Genomic DNA, 21,991 nt, shown 5'->3' on the forward strand with positions numbered 1-21,991 from the left:
GCGCCAAAGTACTTAAAAAGTATTTATTGCCCTTGTGCCGCTGTGGTGTGAGGGTTCACCCGGTTAAGAATTGGCGTTTTCGATCGCCTTTTCTAATTCTTTAATTGCTGTTTTAACGCCTGAACTTTCATCTAGTTCAAGTGCTCGTTTTAAATACCCTAAAGCCTGTTCTGGTTGTTCATTTCTTAATGCATAGCCAATAGCTTTATTAAATTTAGCTCGCACTTGATCGAACATATCTTTATCAGCAACTAAATCAGAAAATTTTAATAAAGTAGTAATATCAACATCTTTCTTATTGCTGACTTGGGTTAATGTTGTATTGGCTAACTCTTCAGCAATTAGCGTTGCAGTTTGACGCTGATATTCATCAGGTGTTACCCATTTATGTTTAAGCGCGTGCTGTGCCAATGGATAGGCTAACTCGAACTGTTTAGTATCAATCATCCAGACCAGTAAACGCATAAATACATCATCTTGCTGTGCATTATCTGAACTTAATACACCATTTATCCAATCCATATATTCAGGAATGAGGATTTTTTTAAGATCAATTTTAGCTTCCGTTGATTGGAATTTTTTTAGGCGAATACGATCATTATTGAGTTTAGCAAGCATCATTTCATAAGCATTGGTTGCTTTGATGTTGGTGGCATTACGCTCTTTTTGAGCGTAATGCTTGGCTAAAAACTTTTGAGCCGGTGATGTCATGAATCCCCCTATTTATAAACAATATTTTCTAGTAAGCATCCAGCATCATAGCGTTCGATAACAAATGATTCGTTAGCCGATTGGAAATCTTCAATACGATCACGTTTTGGATTATCAATAATATGACGGCGTGCGGTACCATTTTGAATATAGATAGCAAGGTTACTAAATGAAGTAATAAGCATTGCACCTTTAGGGAAGTAGGGAATTCGGTAAGCTGGTAACTCACCAATTGATTTTGTGGCTAATAGCAATTGTCCGGCGACTTTTTCACTGTTTTTATCAGCATCATTAACAATTGGGAAATACTTATCAAAAAGGAGACCACGGCCACAAAGAACTACAAGATCAGTACTATCAGCATAAACAGGGTCAATCAGTGTTTCAACCGCATCATAAACCAAGGCATCAACATTTTTGTAATCACCACTACCAGAAGAATCTAGAAGGATTTTACCAGGTGTTTTTGTACCTTCATTCATAACACGTTCAGGCGCATCTTCACGGTATTTTTGTAACCAGCCTTTATTAACGTCTTGTAATAGTGGATTTGCCGTACGATTTGATGTTGCCGCTCGGCTGGTACCATTTAAACCGATCATAATACGATCGAGTGCTTTTTGGCGGATAAGTGCATCACGTAAAATCGTTTGGAAGTTCTTTTTATGGCGCCAAGCATCCAATTTAGCGTAGCGAATTGATGTATCATAGTTAGTTTGTTCACAACGATAACCATATTTACTTAAATCTGAAATATCAGCCGCTTCACGTTCTTTAGTTGTGGTGTCAGTTGTACTTGCAGTTGTACCAGATACACCCACACCCACTTTTTCACCCTCTTGGGCATCAACAAATTCAAATCCAATTTTGTTCAAAAATTCAGATGATTGTTGCGTTCGTTTTTCCAACTTTTGTTGCACTTCAGGATCAACGGCAAACTCTTCACTTGCATTATCAATACCATTAAGTTGGGCAATACGTTGTTTAAATCCATTAAATAGCTTTCGGGTATCGTTTCTCATTGTTCAGTTCCTATAAAATTCTGTTTCTTGTGGTAATCAAGTAATTTAATCAATTATTTACTAGCAATCTGTTTCTACTTCAGCCGATCCACCTGTCGAAATAGGGCGTACAGGAGCATCAGGAATATCACTTAATAGCGCTTTATACTCATCATTTTGTTTTTTAATGGTATTCAATTCACTGTTTAGCTCGTGGATTTTTAATTCCAATTCAGTAAAACACTGTTTTGTTTGAGTAAAGAATTGCTCGACAATTTCGCCTAACTGTACAAACTTACCAGAATCTTTTTCTGATTTGTTTTTAAACAAACTTGTTAGGCGCTCAATCATGGCACCAAATGCAGCTTCTTGAGGTTCGTCATTTTCAAACTCTAAGATTGTTTCTTCCGCAACAGTGAATAGGTTATTAGGGGCTTGTTTTCGGCTTAATAATGGATTTACTTTTGCACTTGCACTAAACTCCAAAAATTCAGTACCTAAACTTGCAGGGTCATCCGTAACAGCCAGTCCAACAAGGTAAGCTTCACCCGTATCGGCAAACTCAAGATTAACTTCAATTGATGTATAAACTTTTTGTTTGCTCTTATTCATCTCAATAAGATCTTCGGTTGGCTCGATCTGTGCCAGTAATGATAATTTTCCAGCTAATGGACCTTCGTTAATCAATTCTGTTTTTACGGCAAGTACATCACCGTAACGCTTAAATGAACTTTCTGGGTGGTAGCCTTTAATATGCTCTAAATTAATACGGGCTCCATAAACTTTTGGATCGTAGTTTTTAGCCATTTGTTCAATCCAAGAGCGTTGTATTTTTCGTCCATCAGTTGTTGCACCTTCAACGGCTACACGAAACCATTTTGATTTGAATTTTTTTGCTGTTTTACTCATATAAGAAGATCCTTAACGGGAACGGTTATTTTGCTTTATGGTGTAGTGCAAGCGAAAAGAGAGCAATTAAGCACATTTGTAATTCATTGTTTTACAACCCTAACAACCATTAAAAATCGCTAATGATAGGTAAATTGACGGCATGAGGAGAGTTCATGAAAAACGTCAATTTATTAGATCATTTAATTAGTGAAGATATCGACCCAAGGCGAACGGCAAGATCGTTATATTGGGCTGGATATCGCATTAAGCGTATTGCTGAATTGCTTAATGAAAAGGCTAATACAATTCATAGCTGGAAACGCCGTGATAAATGGGATGAATCATCAACTTTAGAACGTATTAATGGCGTTCTTGAAGCGCAATATATTCATTTAGTGATAAAACCTAATAAAGAGGGGCGAGATTTCAAAGAAATTGATTTATTAAGCCGGCAAATAGAACGTACGGCCAGAATTGAAAAATATCAAAATGGCGGTAATGAAACTGATCTCAATCCAAATATTGCCAATCGTAATACAAAACCAAAGCAGAAACCTAAAACCAATTTATTATCAGAAGAGCAGATTGAGAAGTTAAATGAACTGTTTAATGATGGTTTATACGATCATCAACGGGTTTGGTATCGTGCCGGTTTGCAAAATCGTATTCGTAACATTAATAAATCACGCCAAATTGGGGCAACTATGTTTTTTGCCCAAGAGGGTGCCGTAGATGCGGTAAATACTGGACGAAATCAGATATTTTTATCCGCTTCAAAATCTCAAGCCTTCCAATTTCGTCAATATATTGTTGATTTTTTCCATGGTATAGATATGGATCTAAAAGGGGAAGTTATCCACTTACCCCATAATGATGCACGAATGTATTTTTTAGGTACCAATGCTAAAACAGCACAAAGCTATCATGGTAATTTATATCTAGATGAATATTTTTGGATTAATCAATTTTTAAAACTAAGAAAAGTTGCTTCAGGAATGTCGAGCCAAAAACGTTGGCGGCAAACTTATTTTTCAACACCATCTAGCATTAATCATGAAGCTTATAAATTTTGGACTGGTGAGCTGTTTAATAAAGGTCGACGTAAAGAAGATAGAATTAGTGTTGATATTTCACATAATGCTTTAAAGAATGGTTCGTTATGTGCTGATGGGCAATGGCGCCAAATCGTTACGATTGAAGATGCTGAGCGATTAGGTTTTGATTTATTCGATATTAATCAGTTAAAACTTGAATATAGTCCGGAAGAGTTTGCCAACCTATTTTTATGTAATTTTATTGATGATTCATCATCTGTCTTTCCGCTATCAAGCTTACAACCCTGTATGGTCGATTCATGGGAAATATGGGATGACTATAAACCGTTTGCCTTACGCCCTCTTGGTGAGCGCCCTGTTTGGATTGGATATGATCCTTCTCATACTGGTGATAGTGCCGGATGTGTCGTTGTTTCTCCGCCAATGGTTGAAGGGGGTAAATTTAGAGTAATTGAAAAACATCAATGGACGGGGATGGACTTTGCAGCACAGGCTGAAGCAATCAGAAAAATGACAAAACGCTATAACGTGACTTACATTGGTATTGATGCAACAGGACTTGGTGAAGGCGTTTATCAGCTAGTGAAACAATTTTACCCTGCAGCCGTTGCCTTTAAATATTCAATCGAAGTGAAACAACGCTTAATCCTAAAAATGCAAGATGTCATTCGTCGTCAACGTTTGGAATTTGATGCTGGATGGACAGATTTAGCACAATCATTTATGGCAATTCGTAAAACATTAACTGCTAGCCAGCGTTATGTAACGTATGTCGCCGATCGCAATGATGAAGTTTCTCATGCTGATATTGCATGGGCAACGATGCATGCAATTTATAATGAGCCGCTTGAAAGTCTTGGCGGTGCAAACAGTAATAGTGGTTATATGGGAGTATTTTAACAATGACGGACTTAATGCAACAAAACGAAAAAATAGAATGTTTTACTTTTGGTGACAGGGAGCCAATGGCTGATGCAAAAGAGTTATTGAATTATTTGCAATGTACAGAATGTGGGAATTGGTATGAGCCGCCCGTTAATTTTGATACGCAGGCCAATACTTTTGCCTCATCGTCTTATCACAGTAGCCCGATTTATGTGAAGCGCAATATTTTAACCAGTACGTTTATTCCTCATAAATATTTAACCAGGCAGTCTTTTGAAAGAATAGCGAATGATTTTTTAATCTTAGGTAATTGTTATCTTGAAAAACGTTCAAATATGTTGAAGCAAACAGATGGATTAAAACCAACTTTAGCCAAATATACCCGTCGAGGTGTTGAAGCCAATAAATATTGGTATATCGATCAGTATTGGGAAGAACACGAATTTAAAAAAGGGTCTATCTGGCACAATCTTGCTCCTGATATTAATCAGGAAATCTATGGGTTACCTGAATATTTAGCTGCGATTAATTCTGTGTGGTTAGATAACTCAGCCACGGTGTTCCGTCAACGTTATTATAAAAATGGTTCACATGCTGGATTTATTCTTTATCTCTCTAACCCATCACATAATGAAAAAGATATTGAGGAATTGAAGAAAGCGCTACAAAACAGTCGTGGACCTGGTAACTTTCGTAATCTACTAATGTATGCACCAAATGGTAAACCCGACGGATTAAAATTAATTCCAGTTGGCGAGGTAGCTGCCAAAGATAACTTTGCTGATATTAAATCCGTTAGCCAAGATGATATTTTAACGGCGCACCGAGTACCACCGTCATTGATGGGAATTACTCCTAAAAATACAGGTGGATTTGGCGATCCTGAAAAGGCATCAAAAGTATTTGCCCGTAACGAAATTAAACCACTTCAGGATAGATTTTTACAACTGAATGATTGGATGGGGGAGGAAATAGTAAGATTTAATTCTTATTCTCTTGAGTAAATAACCTAAAACGCTCTATAACGCCCATAATGGGCGTTTTTTATTATCTATAGGGTTTATTGGAATTACTTAGATCGTTTAATTCTATTTAAATTTGATATGCCTGCATTGATTTTTTGATGCTATTTTTAAAGATTTACAGTGAAATTGCGCCGTTGAAACCCCACCCCACCCTCGCACTAAAAGTGTGTGAATTTGTGCAAAATTGCAAACCGCATAAAACAAGCCCTAGCAAAAGGGCTTGAGCTGTTTTTGATCCTTTTTAGATCTTGCATTTTCGTGCAGTATAGCCGTGCAGTAAAAAAATTTTAGCTATTTTCTTTTTTAGGTTTATCGATAAGACACTCTTTTATTGGCTCCAGTAAATCTCGAATCCAAAATAGTGTTACATCCTTATCCCTTTCTGTTAGGTGTTCTGATTCAGTTACAACACGAATAAGTAGCTCTGCTCGTTCAACTCTTTTTGCATTCTCTAATTCCTTCATAGATAAATCACCTCAAAATTAATATTTAGTTTAACTTATCAAAAATAAGTAGTGAGTTATCGCGCGATATAGAAATGCTAACGGATAAATACCTCAATTGCATTAGTTTAATCAATATCCATTTGTTTGATTAAATCGTTGATTTCTTAATTTAAAATTTGCTATTATAAAAAGTTTTGTTCTTAAAAATGCTCAACATGGGTGTTATATAATATTTTGGCAGATTGTTTTATAAGATAGTAGTATTCAACCGCCTCTTTCATTGTAGGTAGTAAACAATTTTTATCATGAGTTAGTTCATTTCTGCGGTTAGTAAGTGTAGAAATTATTTTAGAGTGATCTTCAGATATAAGATGTTGCCAAGCTTGGAGCCTTTTTTTGTTATAAGGCCCTTCAAAAGTAATTAGAAATTCTTTATATATTTCAAACTGCTCTATTATTGCTAGTTTAGCAATTACAGATTCAACTCTAGACCCGTCTTTGTTTCTTGGTGGAGACATAGGGGCAGTAACTCCACCATTTGCATTTTTGATAGGAGTATTTCCTATGACTAAATTTGCAGCGACACTAAATTCTTTACTCATATTTAATATATATGGATATTCATGATTAATTTGTTCAGCATTTGCTGGAGCTGATAGACAAGGACCTTCTGTCCAGGCTAAATTATCCTTACCCAAAAATTTCCAATCTAGCATTTTTTCTGCTGAACGCGCATTATCGTAAACAAAACAAGCAGATAATAAGGCCTCTCCTGAATTTTTAATGTAATCCTCTATCATTTTCTTAACCTATTCATTATTTAATAATTCTTTTGGCAATTTATCATTTTCAACAAAAAACTTTAAGATAGGAAGTATATTGTTAATGTAATATGGGTTTTGATCAAATGCAGAAGAGGTATATTTAATATATAAAGATAATTTAAAATTTTCATTTAGATTTAATTTTAAAATCTCGTTTTGAAAATTCTTGATTGTTAGATTTTCTTGTTCTAATTGAGTTAGGTAATCATTTTTTTTTGGTTCCTTTAAATTAGCTTTCAATTTATCTTCAAGATCATTTTTTTTATTTATATGCTGAAAATATGATGCAATTTTTATGAGTTGGATATCGTTTGTCATCATCATTGAAATTTGTTCTAAGTTTATATGTTCAAGAAATTTAAATTTATTTAAATATTTTCTATAGTCTTCAAATTTACTAATGGAGGATGGATTTCGTAATCCATTCATAGCAATTACATATAGTAAATGTTCGGATATAAAAGAACGCAAAAGACCAGAATAATCATAAATACAACTAACATTGTTTTCATTATCATCAAGGTATTTTAAAAAACGATATAAAAATCTTAAATAAGCATTAATTGTATTATGTTTTCCTTCGGAAAAAATGCTCTCTAATGTTTTTTGTGTCCAGTTAAAATTGATAACGCCATCAGCTCTTCTAATTCGAGATGTAGTTAATTCATTATAAATATTAGTAATATTTTCTGAAAAATCTTTTTGCAGGAAAAAAGCATTATGCTGTTCAAGCATTAATGTAAACATTCTATCAAAATCATTTTTTTCCGATTCTTTATCTTGTCTTTCTAGTTGTTTTTTTAGTTCTTTGTTTTGATTATGGTTTGTCCATAATAAAATGATTATTGTTATAAAAGTTAGAATTGGATTGAGAATACCACCTATGTAGTCCCCCATAGCTCCCCAATCTTCTTGGGTTGTCATAATATTATCTACTTTCTTAAAATAGTTTACATAATCAATTGCTATATTTAGTATCAATAAAAAACATATAACAATAAAAAAAATTGAAACAAGTCCAAACTCATATTTTTTATTAATCCAGATTCCAAACAAAGCAGTAATTGATACAACTACAACCAAGGAAATAGTAAAATTTAAATCACTCAATAAATTAAAAAACAACATTCCAATACCTTATATTTGAGTTATAAAAAAGTAGCCCACACAGTGGGCTGTTGGATTTTATATGGTTTTAGGTATTAAGTCACTTTGTTACTTAGCTTTTTTCATTACGCTGTATAGTAGATCTGCAATGCAGCTTACTGCGATTATGAATTCGTTTTTATTTGTATGATCGGCACTTAATAGGAATCGGGCGAGTAGTTCGGCTTGTTCGAGTTTTGCGTAACTGTCTATGTTAATTTGAACTGTATCGTTAGAAGTTGCAATGTTTAAAATTGATTGGTTTTTCATGACTAAATTCCTTTTGGGTTTAGATAATTTAATCACCACCAGCACGCCAATACTGGGGGTGAACTGAACAAGGTTGGCGTACCGCCCCAAAAGATCACGGCGAGCCTTTCGGCTCCCTCATCCAGCCCACCATAGAAAAGATGCAACTAGATTGTAAGCATAAAAATACCGCATTGAGCGGTTATGCTCTTTTGGGAATAATCCAAGACGCCAATCTTGACGTTAGATTTTGCTAACGTGCTTTTAATATATATCTGTTTGGTTTTTGTTGTCAACTTTTCCCTTAATTGCCTTTAAATGGTCAAGCGCTTTTTGTAGCTGATCCAGTGAACAATTGCAGCTATATTGTAGTGAATTTAATTCGTTAATAATTTTTAAAATAGTTGCTGGTGGCGGTCTCGGTCTAAATCTTGGTATGGCCATGTTGCTCTCCTTTTAAAATGAGAATTCAAAATCATCAAATGTACTGATTTTTAACGGTTTTTTAGTGCTATTTTGTCTGTTCTGTGGTGAATTACAGACGATAAGATGCACTCCATTTAAAGTGTTATCTAATTTTAAGTATTGGTTTTGACTGATTTTTATACTTTCTCGTAAATAAAGTCGATTTACAGCCAGATCATCATCTGGAATACCGATTATTTTTAGCTGTTTTTTTATTTCTTCTCGCTGATCGTCCGCATCATCTTTAAAATTCTGCGTACAGTTATTGACAGAACTCCAAGGCGTGCGTTCCGCACGATTTTTAAGGTCAAGAGCCTTGCTTGTTTGGCCTTTTTGGATAATCTTACATTTTATTAACCTGGTGCAAATGTATGACGTTAGCCCGACGATAGGGGAAAACACACCATTGATTTTTTTGATTGGCTCTTCATATTGGTTGAGTTGCTCTTCATAAGATAGGCGAACGGCTAGATCTTTGCGTTTTACCATAGGTCCACCTTGATGGATAGTGTAAGCAGCCCAATCGCCGATATCGGCAGAAGCAAGAACAGGATCGATCACGCTTTCATCTACTGTTTTATCTTTGAGCCGGCGCAACTCTCGCCAAACAGTAACAGGCGCACCGCCTATTTGTTGAAATTGTCTAATCTTCCATCTGCTTGCCCATGCGGTAACGGCTTTTGCCATATTCTTTAAGTTTTGACCAGATTCATTATCGACCGCATCATCAAGTGCATAACCATCAATATTTTTAGATATATATTTTGCTATGTAACCTGTGGCACTCCCTTTTTCTTTCTCAATCATTTTGAATTCAAAACGGTTTTTAGCGGCTCCTTTTTCGTGACCATCTTCATCCATGGCGTAGATCCACATAATTTTAAATGCTTTGCTGATATCTTCGGGACGCATAAAAACAAGAATATGCCAATGAGGTGTTCCGTCGTGATGTGGTTCGGCAACTCGAAAACCAAAAACTTTGATATCTTCACGGGATAGTTTTGCTCGGATTCGTGACCACACTTTACATAAATAGGCTTGAGTATCTTGAGGCGTATTACCAATCCAATTTTCAACAAAGCCACCTCTTGAATAAACACTGTGATATTTAGATGGGGCGGTTAAAGTAATAAAAGCGCCACAATAGCCAAACTCTTCAGCAATATCTTCAAAACCACGCATACGATTCATTAACTCAACTCGGCGAATAGCTGGATTAGCAATGGATTTGTAAACTTGTAAATCAAGTGGGATCTGCTCGCCAGTTTCCTCATTTTCGATTGCCATTCGTTCAAGGTATTTACGATTTCGGCGTTTTTGTTCGTTGAATTCGTTGATACATGAACGGCTTGCGTATGGGCTGGCTTTAGCTTGAACTTGACCAACAGCAATGGCTAAATGTTCTTTTTGAGTATCACGGCGACGTTGCAATTTATTACGCCACCAATCTTCATTGGTGACTTTTGCCCATGCTTTTATGATGTTTTCATTGGTGAGTTTGTCATTTTTATAATCAGCATAGTAGGGCGGTGTAACATTGATTCCGTTTAACTCTTTCAAAATGAGTGAGTAAATTTTGTGTTCGATTGAATTTTGGTTCACTTCATTAGCTGAAAGAGAAAACGAACTTTCATCCAGTTTTTGAGTGATTAAGTTATTAATATGGCGAGCAATATCGACACTTAATTTATTAATGCTTTCACGCTCGTATGTTGGCAACTTTTCAAACTCGGCACCAAATACGATAGTCAACGAACTTGGCTTATCTGCTTCATATTTTTGATTTAAAAGATCAAGTCGACCTTTGATATTTCCGCCTAAGGTTTTGCGTAAAAAAGTATTCGCAGCACGGCGACTTTTCGACTGAAATAAATCAATATATTTATTGGTAAAATAACTACTTAAATAGTTTGGCAAATTGCCAATATAGTTAGATCTAAAGGCATGATCTTCGTGGTCAATATTCCACAGTTTTATTTCATTATAGGAAATATCATCAGGAATTCTTTTAGCTACAATTGGCTTTGCTGTTGGCGTTCTATCCACTTTTTTATTTGGTAAGAATCGCCCAACATTTTCATAATAATCACGCATAGCCACAAACAAGGAATATTTATCCTTGTTTGAGATTAATGGTAATTGTTGCGTGAATGAGACCATAGCTAATGAACCCTAAACCATATCTGGCGTTAATACGCCTATAATTTCTTTGGCTTGTTCTCGGTTGCCATTGGCGGCGACAGATCGCCGTGCTTGGATTGAATAAATTTTAAATTGTCGGAATAGGTAACGGGTATCTGATGTATCGTGATTAGAGATCACAGCACATGCGCCACGTTTTACAGCTTTATAAAGGTGGTAAGCTAATTGTTCCGTTTCGTTATAATCAAAAGTTGATGGTGTATACCCGTTAAAGCTAACGTCACCACCTAACGGCAAATAAGGGGGATCACAATAAATTACATCACCATTACTAGCGTAGTTAACGGTGTTTTTATAATCACAGCGAAGCAGTTCAATTGAAAAAGGAATTTGATTCAGCTTTTCTGAAAAAAGCATTAATTCATTAGTAGGATTGTATATATTTTTATGTTTACCCTCTGGAACATTAAATTGACCACTTTTATTGTATCGGCATACACCATTAAAGCAGTGGCGATTTAAATAGATAAATAATGCAGCTCGTTTATTTGTTTGAGATGAGTTATTAAATAATTCCCTTGCTTCATAATAATTAGGGTTTTGACTAAAATAGAAATCAACAAGCGAGATTAATTTTTGTGGCTCTGCTTTTAACCGGTTATAAACATTGATCAAATCCTGATTAATGTCCGCTAAAAGATACTGTTTATAATTGGTATTGATAAAAACATTACCGCCACCAACAAAAGGTTCAATCAACCGTTCGCCTTTTGGTAAATACTGCAATAATTGAGGAATAACTCGGCCTTTTCCGCCCATCCATTTAAGGAAAGAGCGATTTGTTTTAGTTTGCATTGTGAACCCTTAAAACTTAATAGTTACTATCTTTTATCCAAATACATTCCTTACGGATGATTTGGCCTTTTTGACCTGCTGCGCGTGCTGGTGAAGTTCTTTTTTGCCAGACAAATAAATAGTCGTTATATAAATCGCAATCGTATCCAGAAATAACCACGCTTCCGGACAGATTATTTGCTGAAATTAATAATTGTTCGTGGTCGTCAATTGCCATTTCGTATTGATAAACATTGGTTGATGTTCTTGTTTCGCTCATGTAGGGCGGATCTAAATAGAACAAGGTTTTTGGTGAATCGTGTTTTTGTAATAGTTCCAATGCCGGAATATTTTCTATAATCACGCCAGTTAAGCGTTGGCAAATAAATGCTAAGTTGTTAGGTATTTTTGCCCATACTGTTGCATCAGTGGTTTTGCCTTTTCTTGTGCTACCCGAAAAGCCAGTACAACCTTTAATGCAACCAGTTGAAGAAAAAGACATAAATGACCTAACTAACATTCGGCGAGCCTGTTCAACTTGCTGCGAACCTAAACTATTACCGGCATCAAAATACTCACTGCGGTGAAATGGTGTTAATGCAACTAAATCAATTAGTTGCTTGGAAAGAATCGGATCCCTTAATACCTTAAATAAATTGACAACATCATTATTAAGATCGTTATAAACCTCATTACCCAATCTTGGTTTTTGAAGTAATACGCCAGCAGCACCGCCAAAGGCTTCAACATAAATTTCATGTTTAGGAAAATGGCTAATAATCCAAGGGGCTAACCTAAATTTACCGCCAAAATATCTTAATAATGGATGTTTGATCATTTTGTTAATCTTTCCTTAATTTGCTGACAATCAACACACAACTTACAGCCTTGTAGGAGTTGGCGGCGTTTTTCGGGAATGGGGTCGCCACACTCGAGGCAGTTAATTGCCGATTCGCCTACAAATACGGTTTGCCGTTTAACTAAAATGTTATCGATTTCTTGTTGTGCTAAATCATTGGCACGGTCGATTGTGTCTCGCATTAGGCATGCGCCTCGTGCTTTTCGTTTTGCATTTTTGTGGCTTCTTGCTCTAAAAGTTCGGCTGCTTCATGTGGCGATAAAAAATTGATGCGGATGTGACCTGCTAAACGTTCTAAACGAGCGGAAAATACATCACATAAACCTTGTTTTGTTTCTGTTTTGGCTTGATTTAATGCCATTAGTAATGCATCACCTTCAAACCCATTAAGCGAAGTCATTGGATTGTTCGACATGATTAGCTCCTTTTGCTATGTGAGCGACAAGATCCGCTCGTTGTTGTAACTGGCGATGTAAATCGCAATTCATTTTTTTTGCTTCAATATGTACTTTTTGGAAATCTTCTTTTTTGCAGTTAACAAACTGATTAACAATGATTTGTAATCGTTTAATGCCAACCGACAATTTTTTGACATCACTATCACTTAACTGTGACCAACTGGATTGGTCTGTCTCTAAGCCGGATGCAATTAATAAATAGCGTTTTTGATTAGGTGATAAACGTTCAAAAGCCAAACGGGCCAAACTGCGATCATTAACAATCAGTTCTCGACATGCCCGAATATGTTCAAGGTTATTCATTCTTTGGGCTTTGGCTTGCGGTGTTTCTTGAATAGCCATAAAAATCACCTTCACAAAATAATTATTAACGTTGAGTTAACTTAACCGCTTTGCCGTTTGGTTTTTCGATCCAACCTTTGCGGTTATGGTTGTTGGTTTTGATAAAAATTAAAGCAGGCTTATCGGCTGCTTTTGGACTTAAATAGATTGCGTGGCTCATGATTTATCCTCGTCGAGTTTTAACTCTGGGTTAAATGCTTTTGCACCTTCCAAAGTTAAGGCTGTCATGTTGATAAGCGTTGTAGAACGGTCGTACTTACCAGTGATTTTCTTTTTACGAATAGGGAGCTTACCTTCGCTAATGTACTTTTTAACGGTGCGAGGATTCATGCCCGACACACGAGCAAACTCGTCAACCGTGACATAAGGTGATGAAATAGCTATTGATATTGTTGGCGTCATAGTGCATTATTCCTAGTTAGATGATTTTATATGTTCAAATAGGTAAAATCTAAATTCAAGTTAAATATATTCTAAATTGAATTTAGAGTCAACGCCTTTTTATTAACTTTAGGTTTGATTATGAAAATTAATTTTGAAAGTGGTGGTGCGGAAGTTATAGATAGAATTATTAAGGCCTATGGTTTTAGGACAAAATTGGAATACAGTAATTATTTAGGCACATCTTCGGCTAATATGTCTGCACGTTATAAAAAAGGTTTTTTCCCTTCAGACTTAGTTGTCCGATGTATGGCCGAAACGGGCGCAACATTGGAATGGCTTGTTACTGGTGAGGGCGAGTTTTCACCAAACGAACCAACCCCAAAAGAAACCGTTCTATCGGATGAAACACTGGAAAAACTTGAACGATTAGTCACCCTAAAAGAAAAGGGCGCAATAACCGAACAAGAGTTTAATGATCTTAAAGCTAAGTTGATTTGATTATTATTTAGATAAAAATTATGGCCTAATAAAAAATGGATAACTAATGAAAAAATTCGTATTTAAGAAAGATAAAAAGCATTGGCTGAGGATGGTCGAAAAACGTAATGATAGAAGAAAAGAGTCAAAAAATGATAAGCATTTAAGCACAATAGGAAGCAAATCACTTTATGCTAATTCCAAAAAACGTGAAAAAGTTATTATGCCTAAAATTGTAGCACCCAGGATAATGTTGCTAAAAGTTAGTGAATATTACAATCAATTTATTAATTTCATTAACGACTTTGAAAGACTATGTAAAAAAGCTAATGAGTTAAAATTTAGATTTGAATTAGACTTGAGCCATATAAAAGAGATGTATGGAGATGCTTGTGTATTATTCATTGCATCAGTTGACAGCATGTATCAACTATATCCAAATTTAAAAATCAAAATAAGGAAGCCAATAAAAGACATTACCTCTCGATATGATCCTCATGCCGTCTTTTGTCACCTTGGTTTTTATAAATTATTTGGCCTAGAATACTCAGCTGATTGTTCAAGTGAGAATGTAGTATGTTGGAGGTATGTAACTGGTGATTTAGCTGATGGGCAATTAACAGAACCTTTGATGAAAACATTAAATGATATGGGAATTAATACAAAGGAATTATATAGAAGCTGTATTGAAGGTATTGCTAATGCTGTTGAGCATGCATATATTCCACAGATTAAGTCTTCTCGTGATGTTAGAAATAAAAAATGGTGGATGTTATTAGCTAAATTGGATGGTAAATTACTATTATTTGTTTATGATCGTGGGCATGGAATTCCATCTACTTTGGAGTACACCCAAGATCAAAAAATTCTAAAGGAAATATGGAAAAAACTAAAACAACTAGTATCACCAACAAAGGATTGCTTATATATTAAGGCCTCAATGTTAGTAAAAGAAACTAGAACTGAATTAAATTATAGAGGTAAAGGAACAGGAGACATAAAATCATTTATAGACAAAACTGAAGGTAATCTTTTGAGAATATACTCAAGTAGAGGCACAATGATTTATAAAGGTGAATCTACGCCATCATTTTGCTATGATAACTCCATATCTATTAATGGTACTCTATTGCAGTGGAGTATCAAATTGCAGGATACTATATGAAAACTATTTATGTTAGAGATTTTACTAAATACCCTGGAGCAAGACTTAGGAAATTAGGTCCGGGCAGTGGCGAAGAGTTTAGAGATGATTTTCTTATTCCACAACTGGATGGTAAAAATATTCAGATCAATTTTGATGGAACTATTGGTTATGGTTCTTCTTTTCTTGAAGAAGCTTTTGGAGGCTTGATAAGAAAAGGAATTGATAAAGAAATTGTTTTGCACCTTGTTGATACAGCGATCTCGGATGAAGATCCATTATTGAAGAAAGAACTACTCATTTATGTAACGGAAGCTATCGCCGTTAACAAAAAAGGTAAATGATATGACTACATCTGATTGGATTTCATTATGTTCATTGTTTATCGCGTTAATTGGAGTTCCTTTAGGATATTATTTAGGTTGCAGAAGTGCAAGACATGCAGCATATAATGACATGATTGATACTTTGGAAAGCATAACTCAGACAACATTTAATCTATTTTTAGAAATTTATACCAAACAGTCTGTAAATGATATTAAAGATTACCATTTGATGATTGCTTATTATAAAAAGATACAAAGACATTGTTCCGAACTGAGAACAATGAAAAAAATCGCAATGCATAACAAAATAGACAATTTGTTGATAGAAGTTAAACAAATAATGACAGATAAATTATTTCATGCAAATGAAGCAATAAAACAAAACTCACTTAGTGAGTTAATAGTGAAAATGGATGAACTGAACGCTTTATACACAAAACGTTTTTATTAATTAAATTATTTTTTGTTATTTTACCGTTATAGAGACCTTTTCTATTATTAATGACAGTACGCAAACAAAAATCAGGTAAATGGTTATTTGAAAAATACCTTGATGGTGGTCGTAGAGTTCGTAAGACTTTTGCAACCAAAGGCGAGGCATTAGCTTATGAAAATTATTTAGAAGAACAAACCAACGAAAGGCCTTGGTTAGGTGAAAAGATTGATCGCCGGCGTATTTCTGATTTAATTGATACTTGGTTTAATTCTCATGGTAAAGCGCTTGATAATGGTGAAAAGGTAAAGGGTATTTTAACTTTTATCTGTGAGTGTATTAATAATCCGTTAGTTGATGATTTTACTGCTAAAACATTTACCAATTACCGTAAAAAAAGAATGTCTGGCGAATTTTTCCGGACAGAAAAAAAGAAAACTGTATCACTAAACACCTTAAATAAAGAGTTAATCTATTTTAGGGCTGTTTTTAATGAATTGAAACGCCTTGGCGAATGGGATAAACCAAACCCACTAGAGAACATCAAAGTCTTTAAACTTGATGAAACAGAGATGGCATGGCTAACCCACGAGCAGATAGATCATCTCTTAAAGGAATGTGCTAATAGCCAGGCAGAACATCTTTTACTTAAAGTACAAATTGGATTGTCAACTGGTGCCCGATGGGGTGAAATCAACAACCTTACGGGCTTAAATGCTATTGATAATAAAATTACTTATGTAAAAACCAAAGGCCGTAAAAATAGAACAATTCCTATATCGAAACAGTTATTTGATCGAATACCAAAAACACAAGGTAAGCTGTTCCCAGATGGCGATAATATTAGTGCATTCCGAAAAGCTTTAAATCGATGTAATATCTCTTTACCTGATGGACAACTAACACACGTTCTAAGACATACATTTGCAGCCCATTTTATGATGAATGGTGGCAATATTCTTGTATTACAAAAAATACTCGGACACCAAGATATAAAAGTCACTATGAGATATGCTCACTTTGCTCCAGATCACTTTGAGCAAGCGATTGAGTTGAACCCTTTGAATAAACAAAATATTAGCAGGTAACATTATGGATAAAACTTATAATATTTATTGTGATGAATCATGTCATTTAGAACATGATAACCAAACGGCAATGGTATTAGGTTCGGTATGGTGTCCATTCTCGAAAAGAGAGGAAATATCTAAGCGAATTAGAGAGATAAAGCAAAGAAATAATATGTCACCTCATTTTGAAATTAAGTGGACAAAAGTTAGTGAAGGTAATTTACGTTTATACATGGATATTATTGACTATTTTTTTGACGATGATGATTTGTATTTTAGGGGCTTAGTGGTTCCAAATAAAAATGTTCTAGACCATGAAAAATTTAATCAAACGCATGATGAATGGTATTACAAAATGTACTTTTTATTATTGAAAATGATATTTGAACCATGCAATAAATATAATGTATATATTGATATTAAAGATACCACTGGCAATACTAAAGTTATAAAATTACATAATATATTATGTAATAGTGCTTATGATTATTCACATAATATTATTCAAAAAATTCAAAGAATTCACTCCCACGAGTCTGAACAGTTACAAATAGCAGATCTTATTATTGGTGCTTTATCTTATCTATTTAGAGGGCTTGCAGATAATAAAGCCAAAGTAAAAATAATTGAAAGGATAAAACAACGTACACAATTAAGTTTAACAAAAAACACATTACCTAAAGCAAAAAAATTTAATCTTCTAATATGGGATAAAAAAGAGGGAGATGAATAATGTCTGAATGGTTACCGCCTATAATTCCTAATAATGGCTACAACGATTGGAATCATTACTTTAATGCAATATATAAAGTATTTGAGCAAGATTTTGTTATAGATAGACCAGTATATAATGGTGTCCGGTTAGGATTGAAAAATCACCCCGAATATAATGGAAAATCTGCCACATTTTGGCATCTTATCTCTGAGGGGAGCATTGAAGAAGAGCGATTACCTTGCACTTATAGATGCGAACGAATTACGTATCCTAAACCAATTATTGATAATAGTAATGATGGATGTTTAAAAATATGGACAGAATTACGAAAAGGAGAAAATAGAATTCATATATGGTATGAAGATGAAAATTACCTTGTTGTATTAGCGGAACGCAAAAAAGGTTACATATTACCATGGACCGCTTTTTATATAAAAGAAGAACATAGCAAAATAAAATATAATCGGAGATGGATGCAGTATAAAGATAAGTAATTTAGGCTGGCCTCGCCCTTATATTAGGACGGGACCGTATCTCCTTCAACACATGGTAGATGAGATGGCGTTATTATAACAATAATAATTGTGTAAAGTCTATAATTACAAACAAATATGTGACCTTTGTCATAAGTTCGGTAGGAAATCTGTTACCATAATGGCGGTAAAACGGCGGTTAAAAATCTTTTTATATGTTCTTTTGTGTGTTTATATGTTTTTTAACTAATTGATTTATTTGTAACTTATTGTTTTTATTGTATCGATTAAAGGATTGAAAATCCCCGTGTCCGTGGTTCGATTCCGCGTCCGGGCACCAATCACCAAATTTTAAGACCTGCTTCCAGCAGGTTTTTTTATGCCTAAAGCCTTTTGATGAAAGCCTTTCACCTTGTTTTACTACTCAACTCACTTCAACAGATATTACCCCAAATCAAGTTCAAAAGTGGATACAAATGCGGGTACATTTGGTTCGATAATGGCGTGTATCCATAAATTAGTCTTAATTGCTTTGTTTGCAATGGTTAGCAGGATTTGCTAGTGAGAATATCAATTTTATCTGAATAAATTATCATACAAATTAGTTTTTTGAAGATTGTTATTTAACTCTTCAACTGAATTAATTATTTTATTTTTACAGGGATAATAAAATGAGCTATAAAATTGCCAAAAATTGATATCTGTATCACAAGTTTCCATATTCAGTATCATGTCAAAATGGTGATTAATGTATTTTATTATCTCATTGAAAATGAAATCTGTAGTTTTATTGATATGCTCCCACTTTTTAGGTGGGGGAAGGTCTAGGAAGAATTTATCAGTTGTATCTATTATTTCTTTTATCACATCTTGTTGATCTTCCGTTATTAAAGCGTGGAACACAGTAATAGCTAATAGTTCAAAGAAACAAAAATACCGTTCAATATTTCCCCCTAAATTAATGTTTTCTTTATAGCTTTCTAATTTAGAATAAGAAGCACGATAATCGATAGATGTTGATATATTTTTTATCAATAAATTATAAATAGGATAGTTATCAAACCTGTAACTTCCATATGAGGAAACCCGCTTTTCATAAATATTATCAATAATTTTATTTCCTATTTCCTCAATATAAGCAGAGGTCTTTTCTTTATATGTTTCTTTGAGATTATTATAAAAATTGATTCTTTCTGTTGAAGAAAATCGTTTTCGTAGAACTTCATCAATTTCAAAATTACTTTTTTTATCAGCTTTATTTTTTATGATATTGTTACTCATTTTGAATAATATTGCCGACGGTATTTTTAATATTTTATAGTCATGTTTTTCTAAAATCATATCTGTAGATGAAAACAATGGATTTAAAGATAAACAATATGATTTTGTATTTAAAATCCAGTAATCATGTTTAAAAAAACCACTATTGATTAGTTTGTTTGTTACAACCTGTTTTTCTATTGAAAAATAAATTTCGGTTATATCGCTTAATTGTTCAATTTGCTCTAAGTAATCAGGATATTGCCTAAATAGTGAATTTATCTCTTGCCACTCTTCTTTTTTTAGAAAATTGCTTAAGTGGAAACATTGATTGCTACAAAAGAATTTATTATTTGTTTTAAGCACTGCCCTGTTACAAAACTGACATTTTTTTTCGATGAAATCAGACGCTTTAACACGATTACGTTCCCAGTTTATATAATGAATCAAGCACAACTTTTTTTGTTTAGCATAAGGATGTGATCTGCTCTTAGTTTAGTGGAGACTTTTTAACAACAAAAAGGAGTCTCATATGAACAAAAAATACGATCCAAAATTTAAACAAGAAGCGGTTAATTTAGCACTAAATAACGAACAAACTTATCGACAAACAGCGAATGATTTAGGTATAAATTACAAAACATTTTGTAATTGGATATATCAAACGATGAATAAACCTACCCATCAAGCGATAAAATCAAATAAAAAACCAGACTATCAAGAACTCGAGCGTCAAAATGAAGCGATGAAAAAAGAGCTTGAGCTACGCAAAAAGGAGATCGAAATTCTAAAAAAGGCCGCTCAGTACTTTGCAAGCCTGAAATAGCAAGGTACGAATTTATTAAGAAGCAAAACGATTTATCTAAGCAACGTTTGTTTCATCTATTTGACGTGTCGAGCAGTGGTTATTATGCCTATTTAAAACGGTCTCCGTCTCAGAGGATGTTGTTTAATGAGCAGCTTGACAAAAGAATTGCAGCACTATTTGAAGAGCATCGGTGTCTATACGGTTATAGACGTTTACATGTCGAACTTTTGGAGCAAGGCTATTATTTATCACGTGAACGAGTTCGTCGACGAATGAATAAACTTCACCTAAAGGCAAAACAACGCAAAAAGTATAAACAAACAACAGACAGTAACCACGACAAACCCGTTGCTGAAAATATTTTAGACAGGCATTTTTCAATGAATGCACCAAATCAAGCTTGGGTATGCGATATCACCTATATTAGAGTGAACGGGCAGTGGCTATACCTCGCTATTGTACTTGACCTCTACTCTCGTAAAATCATAGGCTGGGCGATGGATATACGCATGGAAAGCGCCCTCGTTTGTCAAGCCTTAACAATGGCTTTGCTTCATCGTGCTTATCCGAGTAAAGTGATTGTTCATAGTGATCGCGGCAGTCAGTATTGCTCAGAGGATTATCAAGCCATATTAACGGCTTATGGCTTAACGTGTAGTATGAGCCGCAAAGGTAACTGTTGGGATAATGCGGTGGCTGAAAGCTTTTTCCATACATTAAAAACAGAATGGATTTATCGACACAAACTAGAAAATATGGCAAAGCCAAGTCGATGATCTTGTGGTATATTGAGGTTTACTATAACCGAGTAAGAAAGCATTCTTATTTAAACTATTTATCACCCGTTCAATTTGAAGAAAAGAGGATTTAATAGTTTCAAAATAACTCTCCACTTAAATGTGGGCAGATCAGTTGTAACTGCTACCTTAGATATTGACTCACTTCGAGCATTCCAAAGCCGAGCAAAACGCTGGCCTGAAGAAGGGGACAAGTTTAAACCAGTACCTGAAGGGTTCAAATTATCAAAAGACAGAAGAAAACTACCTCCTAAGTAAAATTATAGTAGAAATATCTTCACTGAACATAAATATAAAAGAAATAAAATTAAAGGATACAAACCCGGATACATCCTCTCACCTAAAATCCACCGACCCAATAACCCCAATGCTTTAGCCTATCTATTCGATTCCGCGTCCGGGCACCAATTACCAAATTTTAAGACCTGCTTCTAGCAGGTTTTTTTATGTCTAAAACCCATTAAAACCTACAAAAGCTTATGAAGAAAGGCTTTTCAGTAATATACTAAACTCTTGATTTATCGACTATTACTCATTTTGAACTCCACCGAAGTCAATCTACATTACCCCACATCAACAAGCAAAAAGGGTAAAAAAGAGGGTAACACTCGGTTCAATTTAGGTTGTTACCCTTATGAAGAGTAAAAAGATAGATTATTTCTAGCATAACGACATATTTTACAAAAAAGATCCTTCCAAAAATATTAAATAGCAATAATTCGTTGAAAAAAAATATCTTGTTTATATAATTTGGATTAATAATTTGACAGT

The 21,991-nt window shown here is 34.4% G+C and carries 28 protein-coding genes; 12 read left to right on the forward strand and 16 right to left on the reverse strand.

All coding sequences use genetic code 11. From position 1 onward, the window contains the following. Positions 1-63 precede the first annotated feature (63 nt). Genes gpM through ABEA36_RS10940 form a run of 3 tightly spaced genes read right to left on the reverse strand, consistent with a single transcriptional unit; the run spans position 64 to position 2,621 of the window. Positions 64-711, reverse strand: coding sequence for a phage terminase small subunit (gene gpM / locus ABEA36_RS10930; RefSeq protein ID WP_345492081.1), 648 nt, complete (start codon positions 709-711; stop codon positions 64-66). Between the two features lie 8 nt (positions 712-719). Then, entirely contained in the window at positions 720-1,733 is a 1,014-nt protein-coding gene (locus ABEA36_RS10935; RefSeq protein WP_345492083.1) for a phage major capsid protein, P2 family, read from the reverse strand. Positions 1,734-1,793: 60 nt separating this feature from the next. After that, positions 1,794-2,621 carry a GPO family capsid scaffolding protein gene (locus ABEA36_RS10940; protein WP_345492085.1) on the reverse strand — a complete coding sequence of 276 codons (828 nt, stop codon included), beginning with the start codon at positions 2,619-2,621 and terminating at the stop codon, positions 1,794-1,796. A gap of 155 nt (positions 2,622-2,776) precedes the next feature. Here ABEA36_RS10940 and ABEA36_RS10945 point away from each other — a divergent pair, with 155 nt between their 5' ends. Together ABEA36_RS10945 and ABEA36_RS10950 are read left to right on the forward strand one after the other, a co-directional pair. Then, positions 2,777-4,558, forward strand: a complete 1,782-nt coding sequence (locus ABEA36_RS10945; protein ID WP_345492087.1) for a terminase large subunit domain-containing protein — start codon at positions 2,777-2,779, stop codon at positions 4,556-4,558. A gap of 2 nt (positions 4,559-4,560) precedes the next feature. Then, positions 4,561-5,547 carry a phage portal protein gene (locus tag ABEA36_RS10950; RefSeq protein ID WP_345492089.1) on the forward strand — a complete coding sequence of 329 codons (987 nt, stop codon included), beginning with the start codon at positions 4,561-4,563 and terminating at the stop codon, positions 5,545-5,547. 308 nt (positions 5,548-5,855) lie between these two features. On the opposite strand, the gene ABEA36_RS10955 is transcribed toward ABEA36_RS10950, so the two are convergent. The 12 genes from ABEA36_RS10955 to ABEA36_RS11010 all read right to left on the reverse strand — a co-directional run bounded on the left by ABEA36_RS10955 (position 5,856) and on the right by ABEA36_RS11010 (position 13,735). After that, positions 5,856-6,032: a hypothetical protein gene (locus tag ABEA36_RS10955; protein WP_345492091.1), complete on the reverse strand. Its 177-nt coding sequence runs from the start codon at positions 6,030-6,032 to the stop codon at positions 5,856-5,858. 182 nt (positions 6,033-6,214) lie between these two features. Continuing rightward, on the reverse strand, positions 6,215-6,814 hold the full coding sequence (locus ABEA36_RS10960; protein ID WP_345492093.1) for a hypothetical protein: 600 nt from the start codon (positions 6,812-6,814) through the stop codon (positions 6,215-6,217). Positions 6,815-6,823: 9 nt separating this feature from the next. Beyond that, a complete protein-coding gene (locus ABEA36_RS10965) occupies positions 6,824-7,966 on the reverse strand; it encodes a putative phage abortive infection protein (protein ID WP_345492095.1) in 1,143 nt (380 codons plus the stop codon). A gap of 87 nt (positions 7,967-8,053) precedes the next feature. After that, positions 8,054-8,254 carry a hypothetical protein gene (locus ABEA36_RS10970; protein WP_345492097.1) on the reverse strand — a complete coding sequence of 67 codons (201 nt, stop codon included), beginning with the start codon at positions 8,252-8,254 and terminating at the stop codon, positions 8,054-8,056. Positions 8,255-8,689: 435 nt separating this feature from the next. Continuing rightward, positions 8,690-10,858, reverse strand: a complete 2,169-nt coding sequence (locus ABEA36_RS10975; protein ID WP_345492099.1) for a replication endonuclease — start codon at positions 10,856-10,858, stop codon at positions 8,690-8,692. 12 nt (positions 10,859-10,870) lie between these two features. Next, entirely contained in the window at positions 10,871-11,695 is an 825-nt protein-coding gene (locus ABEA36_RS10980; RefSeq protein ID WP_345492101.1) for a DNA adenine methylase, read from the reverse strand. A 16-nt stretch (positions 11,696-11,711) separates the two neighbouring features. Further along, positions 11,712-12,512 carry a DNA adenine methylase gene (locus ABEA36_RS10985; protein ID WP_345492103.1) on the reverse strand — a complete coding sequence of 267 codons (801 nt, stop codon included), beginning with the start codon at positions 12,510-12,512 and terminating at the stop codon, positions 11,712-11,714. Beyond that, positions 12,509-12,715 (reverse strand): TraR/DksA family transcriptional regulator, encoded by a 207-nt coding sequence (locus ABEA36_RS10990; RefSeq protein ID WP_345492105.1) that lies wholly within the window; start codon positions 12,713-12,715, stop codon positions 12,509-12,511. Before ABEA36_RS10990 ends, ABEA36_RS10985 begins: the two co-directional genes overlap by 4 nt. Further along, positions 12,715-12,948 (reverse strand): DUF2732 family protein, encoded by a 234-nt coding sequence (locus ABEA36_RS10995; RefSeq protein WP_345492107.1) that lies wholly within the window; start codon positions 12,946-12,948, stop codon positions 12,715-12,717. Before ABEA36_RS10995 ends, ABEA36_RS10990 begins: the two co-directional genes overlap by 1 nt. Next, positions 12,920-13,333, reverse strand: a complete 414-nt coding sequence (locus tag ABEA36_RS11000; protein WP_345492109.1) for a hypothetical protein — start codon at positions 13,331-13,333, stop codon at positions 12,920-12,922. Before ABEA36_RS11000 ends, ABEA36_RS10995 begins: the two co-directional genes overlap by 29 nt. A gap of 25 nt (positions 13,334-13,358) precedes the next feature. Then, the gene (locus ABEA36_RS11005) at positions 13,359-13,493 is read right to left on the reverse strand and encodes a hypothetical protein (RefSeq protein ID WP_345492111.1); all 135 of its coding nucleotides are present in this window, start codon (positions 13,491-13,493) and stop codon (positions 13,359-13,361) included. After that, positions 13,490-13,735 (reverse strand): MerR family transcriptional regulator, encoded by a 246-nt coding sequence (locus ABEA36_RS11010; RefSeq protein ID WP_345492113.1) that lies wholly within the window; start codon positions 13,733-13,735, stop codon positions 13,490-13,492. The genes ABEA36_RS11005 and ABEA36_RS11010 overlap by 4 nt, the downstream gene beginning before the upstream one ends. Before the next feature lie 120 nt (positions 13,736-13,855). Between ABEA36_RS11010 and ABEA36_RS11015 the strand changes: the two genes are divergently transcribed. The 7 genes from ABEA36_RS11015 to ABEA36_RS11045 are packed head-to-tail and all read left to right on the forward strand — an operon-like array spanning position 13,856 to position 18,376. After that, positions 13,856-14,215 (forward strand): helix-turn-helix domain-containing protein, encoded by a 360-nt coding sequence (locus ABEA36_RS11015; RefSeq protein ID WP_345492115.1) that lies wholly within the window; start codon positions 13,856-13,858, stop codon positions 14,213-14,215. 46 nt (positions 14,216-14,261) lie between these two features. Further along, positions 14,262-15,359 (forward strand): hypothetical protein, encoded by a 1,098-nt coding sequence (locus ABEA36_RS11020; protein ID WP_345492117.1) that lies wholly within the window; start codon positions 14,262-14,264, stop codon positions 15,357-15,359. Continuing rightward, positions 15,356-15,682 (forward strand): STAS-like domain-containing protein, encoded by a 327-nt coding sequence (locus ABEA36_RS11025; RefSeq protein WP_345492119.1) that lies wholly within the window; start codon positions 15,356-15,358, stop codon positions 15,680-15,682. Before ABEA36_RS11020 ends, ABEA36_RS11025 begins: the two co-directional genes overlap by 4 nt. A 1-nt stretch (position 15,683) precedes the next feature. Further along, on the forward strand, positions 15,684-16,115 hold the full coding sequence (locus ABEA36_RS11030; protein ID WP_345492121.1) for a hypothetical protein: 432 nt from the start codon (positions 15,684-15,686) through the stop codon (positions 16,113-16,115). Between the two features lie 50 nt (positions 16,116-16,165). Further along, positions 16,166-17,185, forward strand: coding sequence for a phage integrase (locus ABEA36_RS11035; RefSeq protein WP_345492123.1), 1,020 nt, complete (start codon positions 16,166-16,168; stop codon positions 17,183-17,185). A gap of 4 nt (positions 17,186-17,189) precedes the next feature. Then, the gene (locus ABEA36_RS11040) at positions 17,190-17,900 is read left to right on the forward strand and encodes a DUF3800 domain-containing protein (RefSeq protein WP_345492125.1); all 711 of its coding nucleotides are present in this window, start codon (positions 17,190-17,192) and stop codon (positions 17,898-17,900) included. After that, positions 17,900-18,376 (forward strand): hypothetical protein, encoded by a 477-nt coding sequence (locus ABEA36_RS11045; RefSeq protein ID WP_345492127.1) that lies wholly within the window; start codon positions 17,900-17,902, stop codon positions 18,374-18,376. The genes ABEA36_RS11040 and ABEA36_RS11045 overlap by 1 nt, the downstream gene beginning before the upstream one ends. A gap of 555 nt (positions 18,377-18,931) precedes the next feature. Here ABEA36_RS11045 and ABEA36_RS11050 read toward each other — a convergent pair. Beyond that, the gene (locus tag ABEA36_RS11050; protein WP_345492130.1) at positions 18,932-20,065 is read right to left on the reverse strand and encodes a hypothetical protein; all 1,134 of its coding nucleotides are present in this window, start codon (positions 20,063-20,065) and stop codon (positions 18,932-18,934) included. An 82-nt stretch (positions 20,066-20,147) separates the two neighbouring features. Here ABEA36_RS11050 and ABEA36_RS11055 point away from each other — a divergent pair, with 82 nt between their 5' ends. The 3 genes from ABEA36_RS11055 to ABEA36_RS13290 are packed head-to-tail and all read left to right on the forward strand — an operon-like array spanning position 20,148 to position 21,294. Then, positions 20,148-20,441 carry a transposase gene (locus tag ABEA36_RS11055; protein ID WP_345492132.1) on the forward strand — a complete coding sequence of 98 codons (294 nt, stop codon included), beginning with the start codon at positions 20,148-20,150 and terminating at the stop codon, positions 20,439-20,441. A 14-nt stretch (positions 20,442-20,455) separates the two neighbouring features. Next, positions 20,456-21,199: an IS3 family transposase gene (locus ABEA36_RS11060; protein WP_345492501.1), complete on the forward strand. Its 744-nt coding sequence runs from the start codon at positions 20,456-20,458 to the stop codon at positions 21,197-21,199. Then, positions 21,196-21,294: an IS3 family transposase gene (locus ABEA36_RS13290; protein ID WP_486348661.1), complete on the forward strand. Its 99-nt coding sequence runs from the start codon at positions 21,196-21,198 to the stop codon at positions 21,292-21,294. Before ABEA36_RS11060 ends, ABEA36_RS13290 begins: the two co-directional genes overlap by 4 nt. Positions 21,295-21,991 lie beyond the last annotated feature (697 nt).

This window comes from Orbus sasakiae, assembly GCF_039542345.1.
Taxonomy (GTDB): Bacteria; Pseudomonadota; Gammaproteobacteria; order Enterobacterales; family Orbaceae; genus Orbus; species Orbus sasakiae.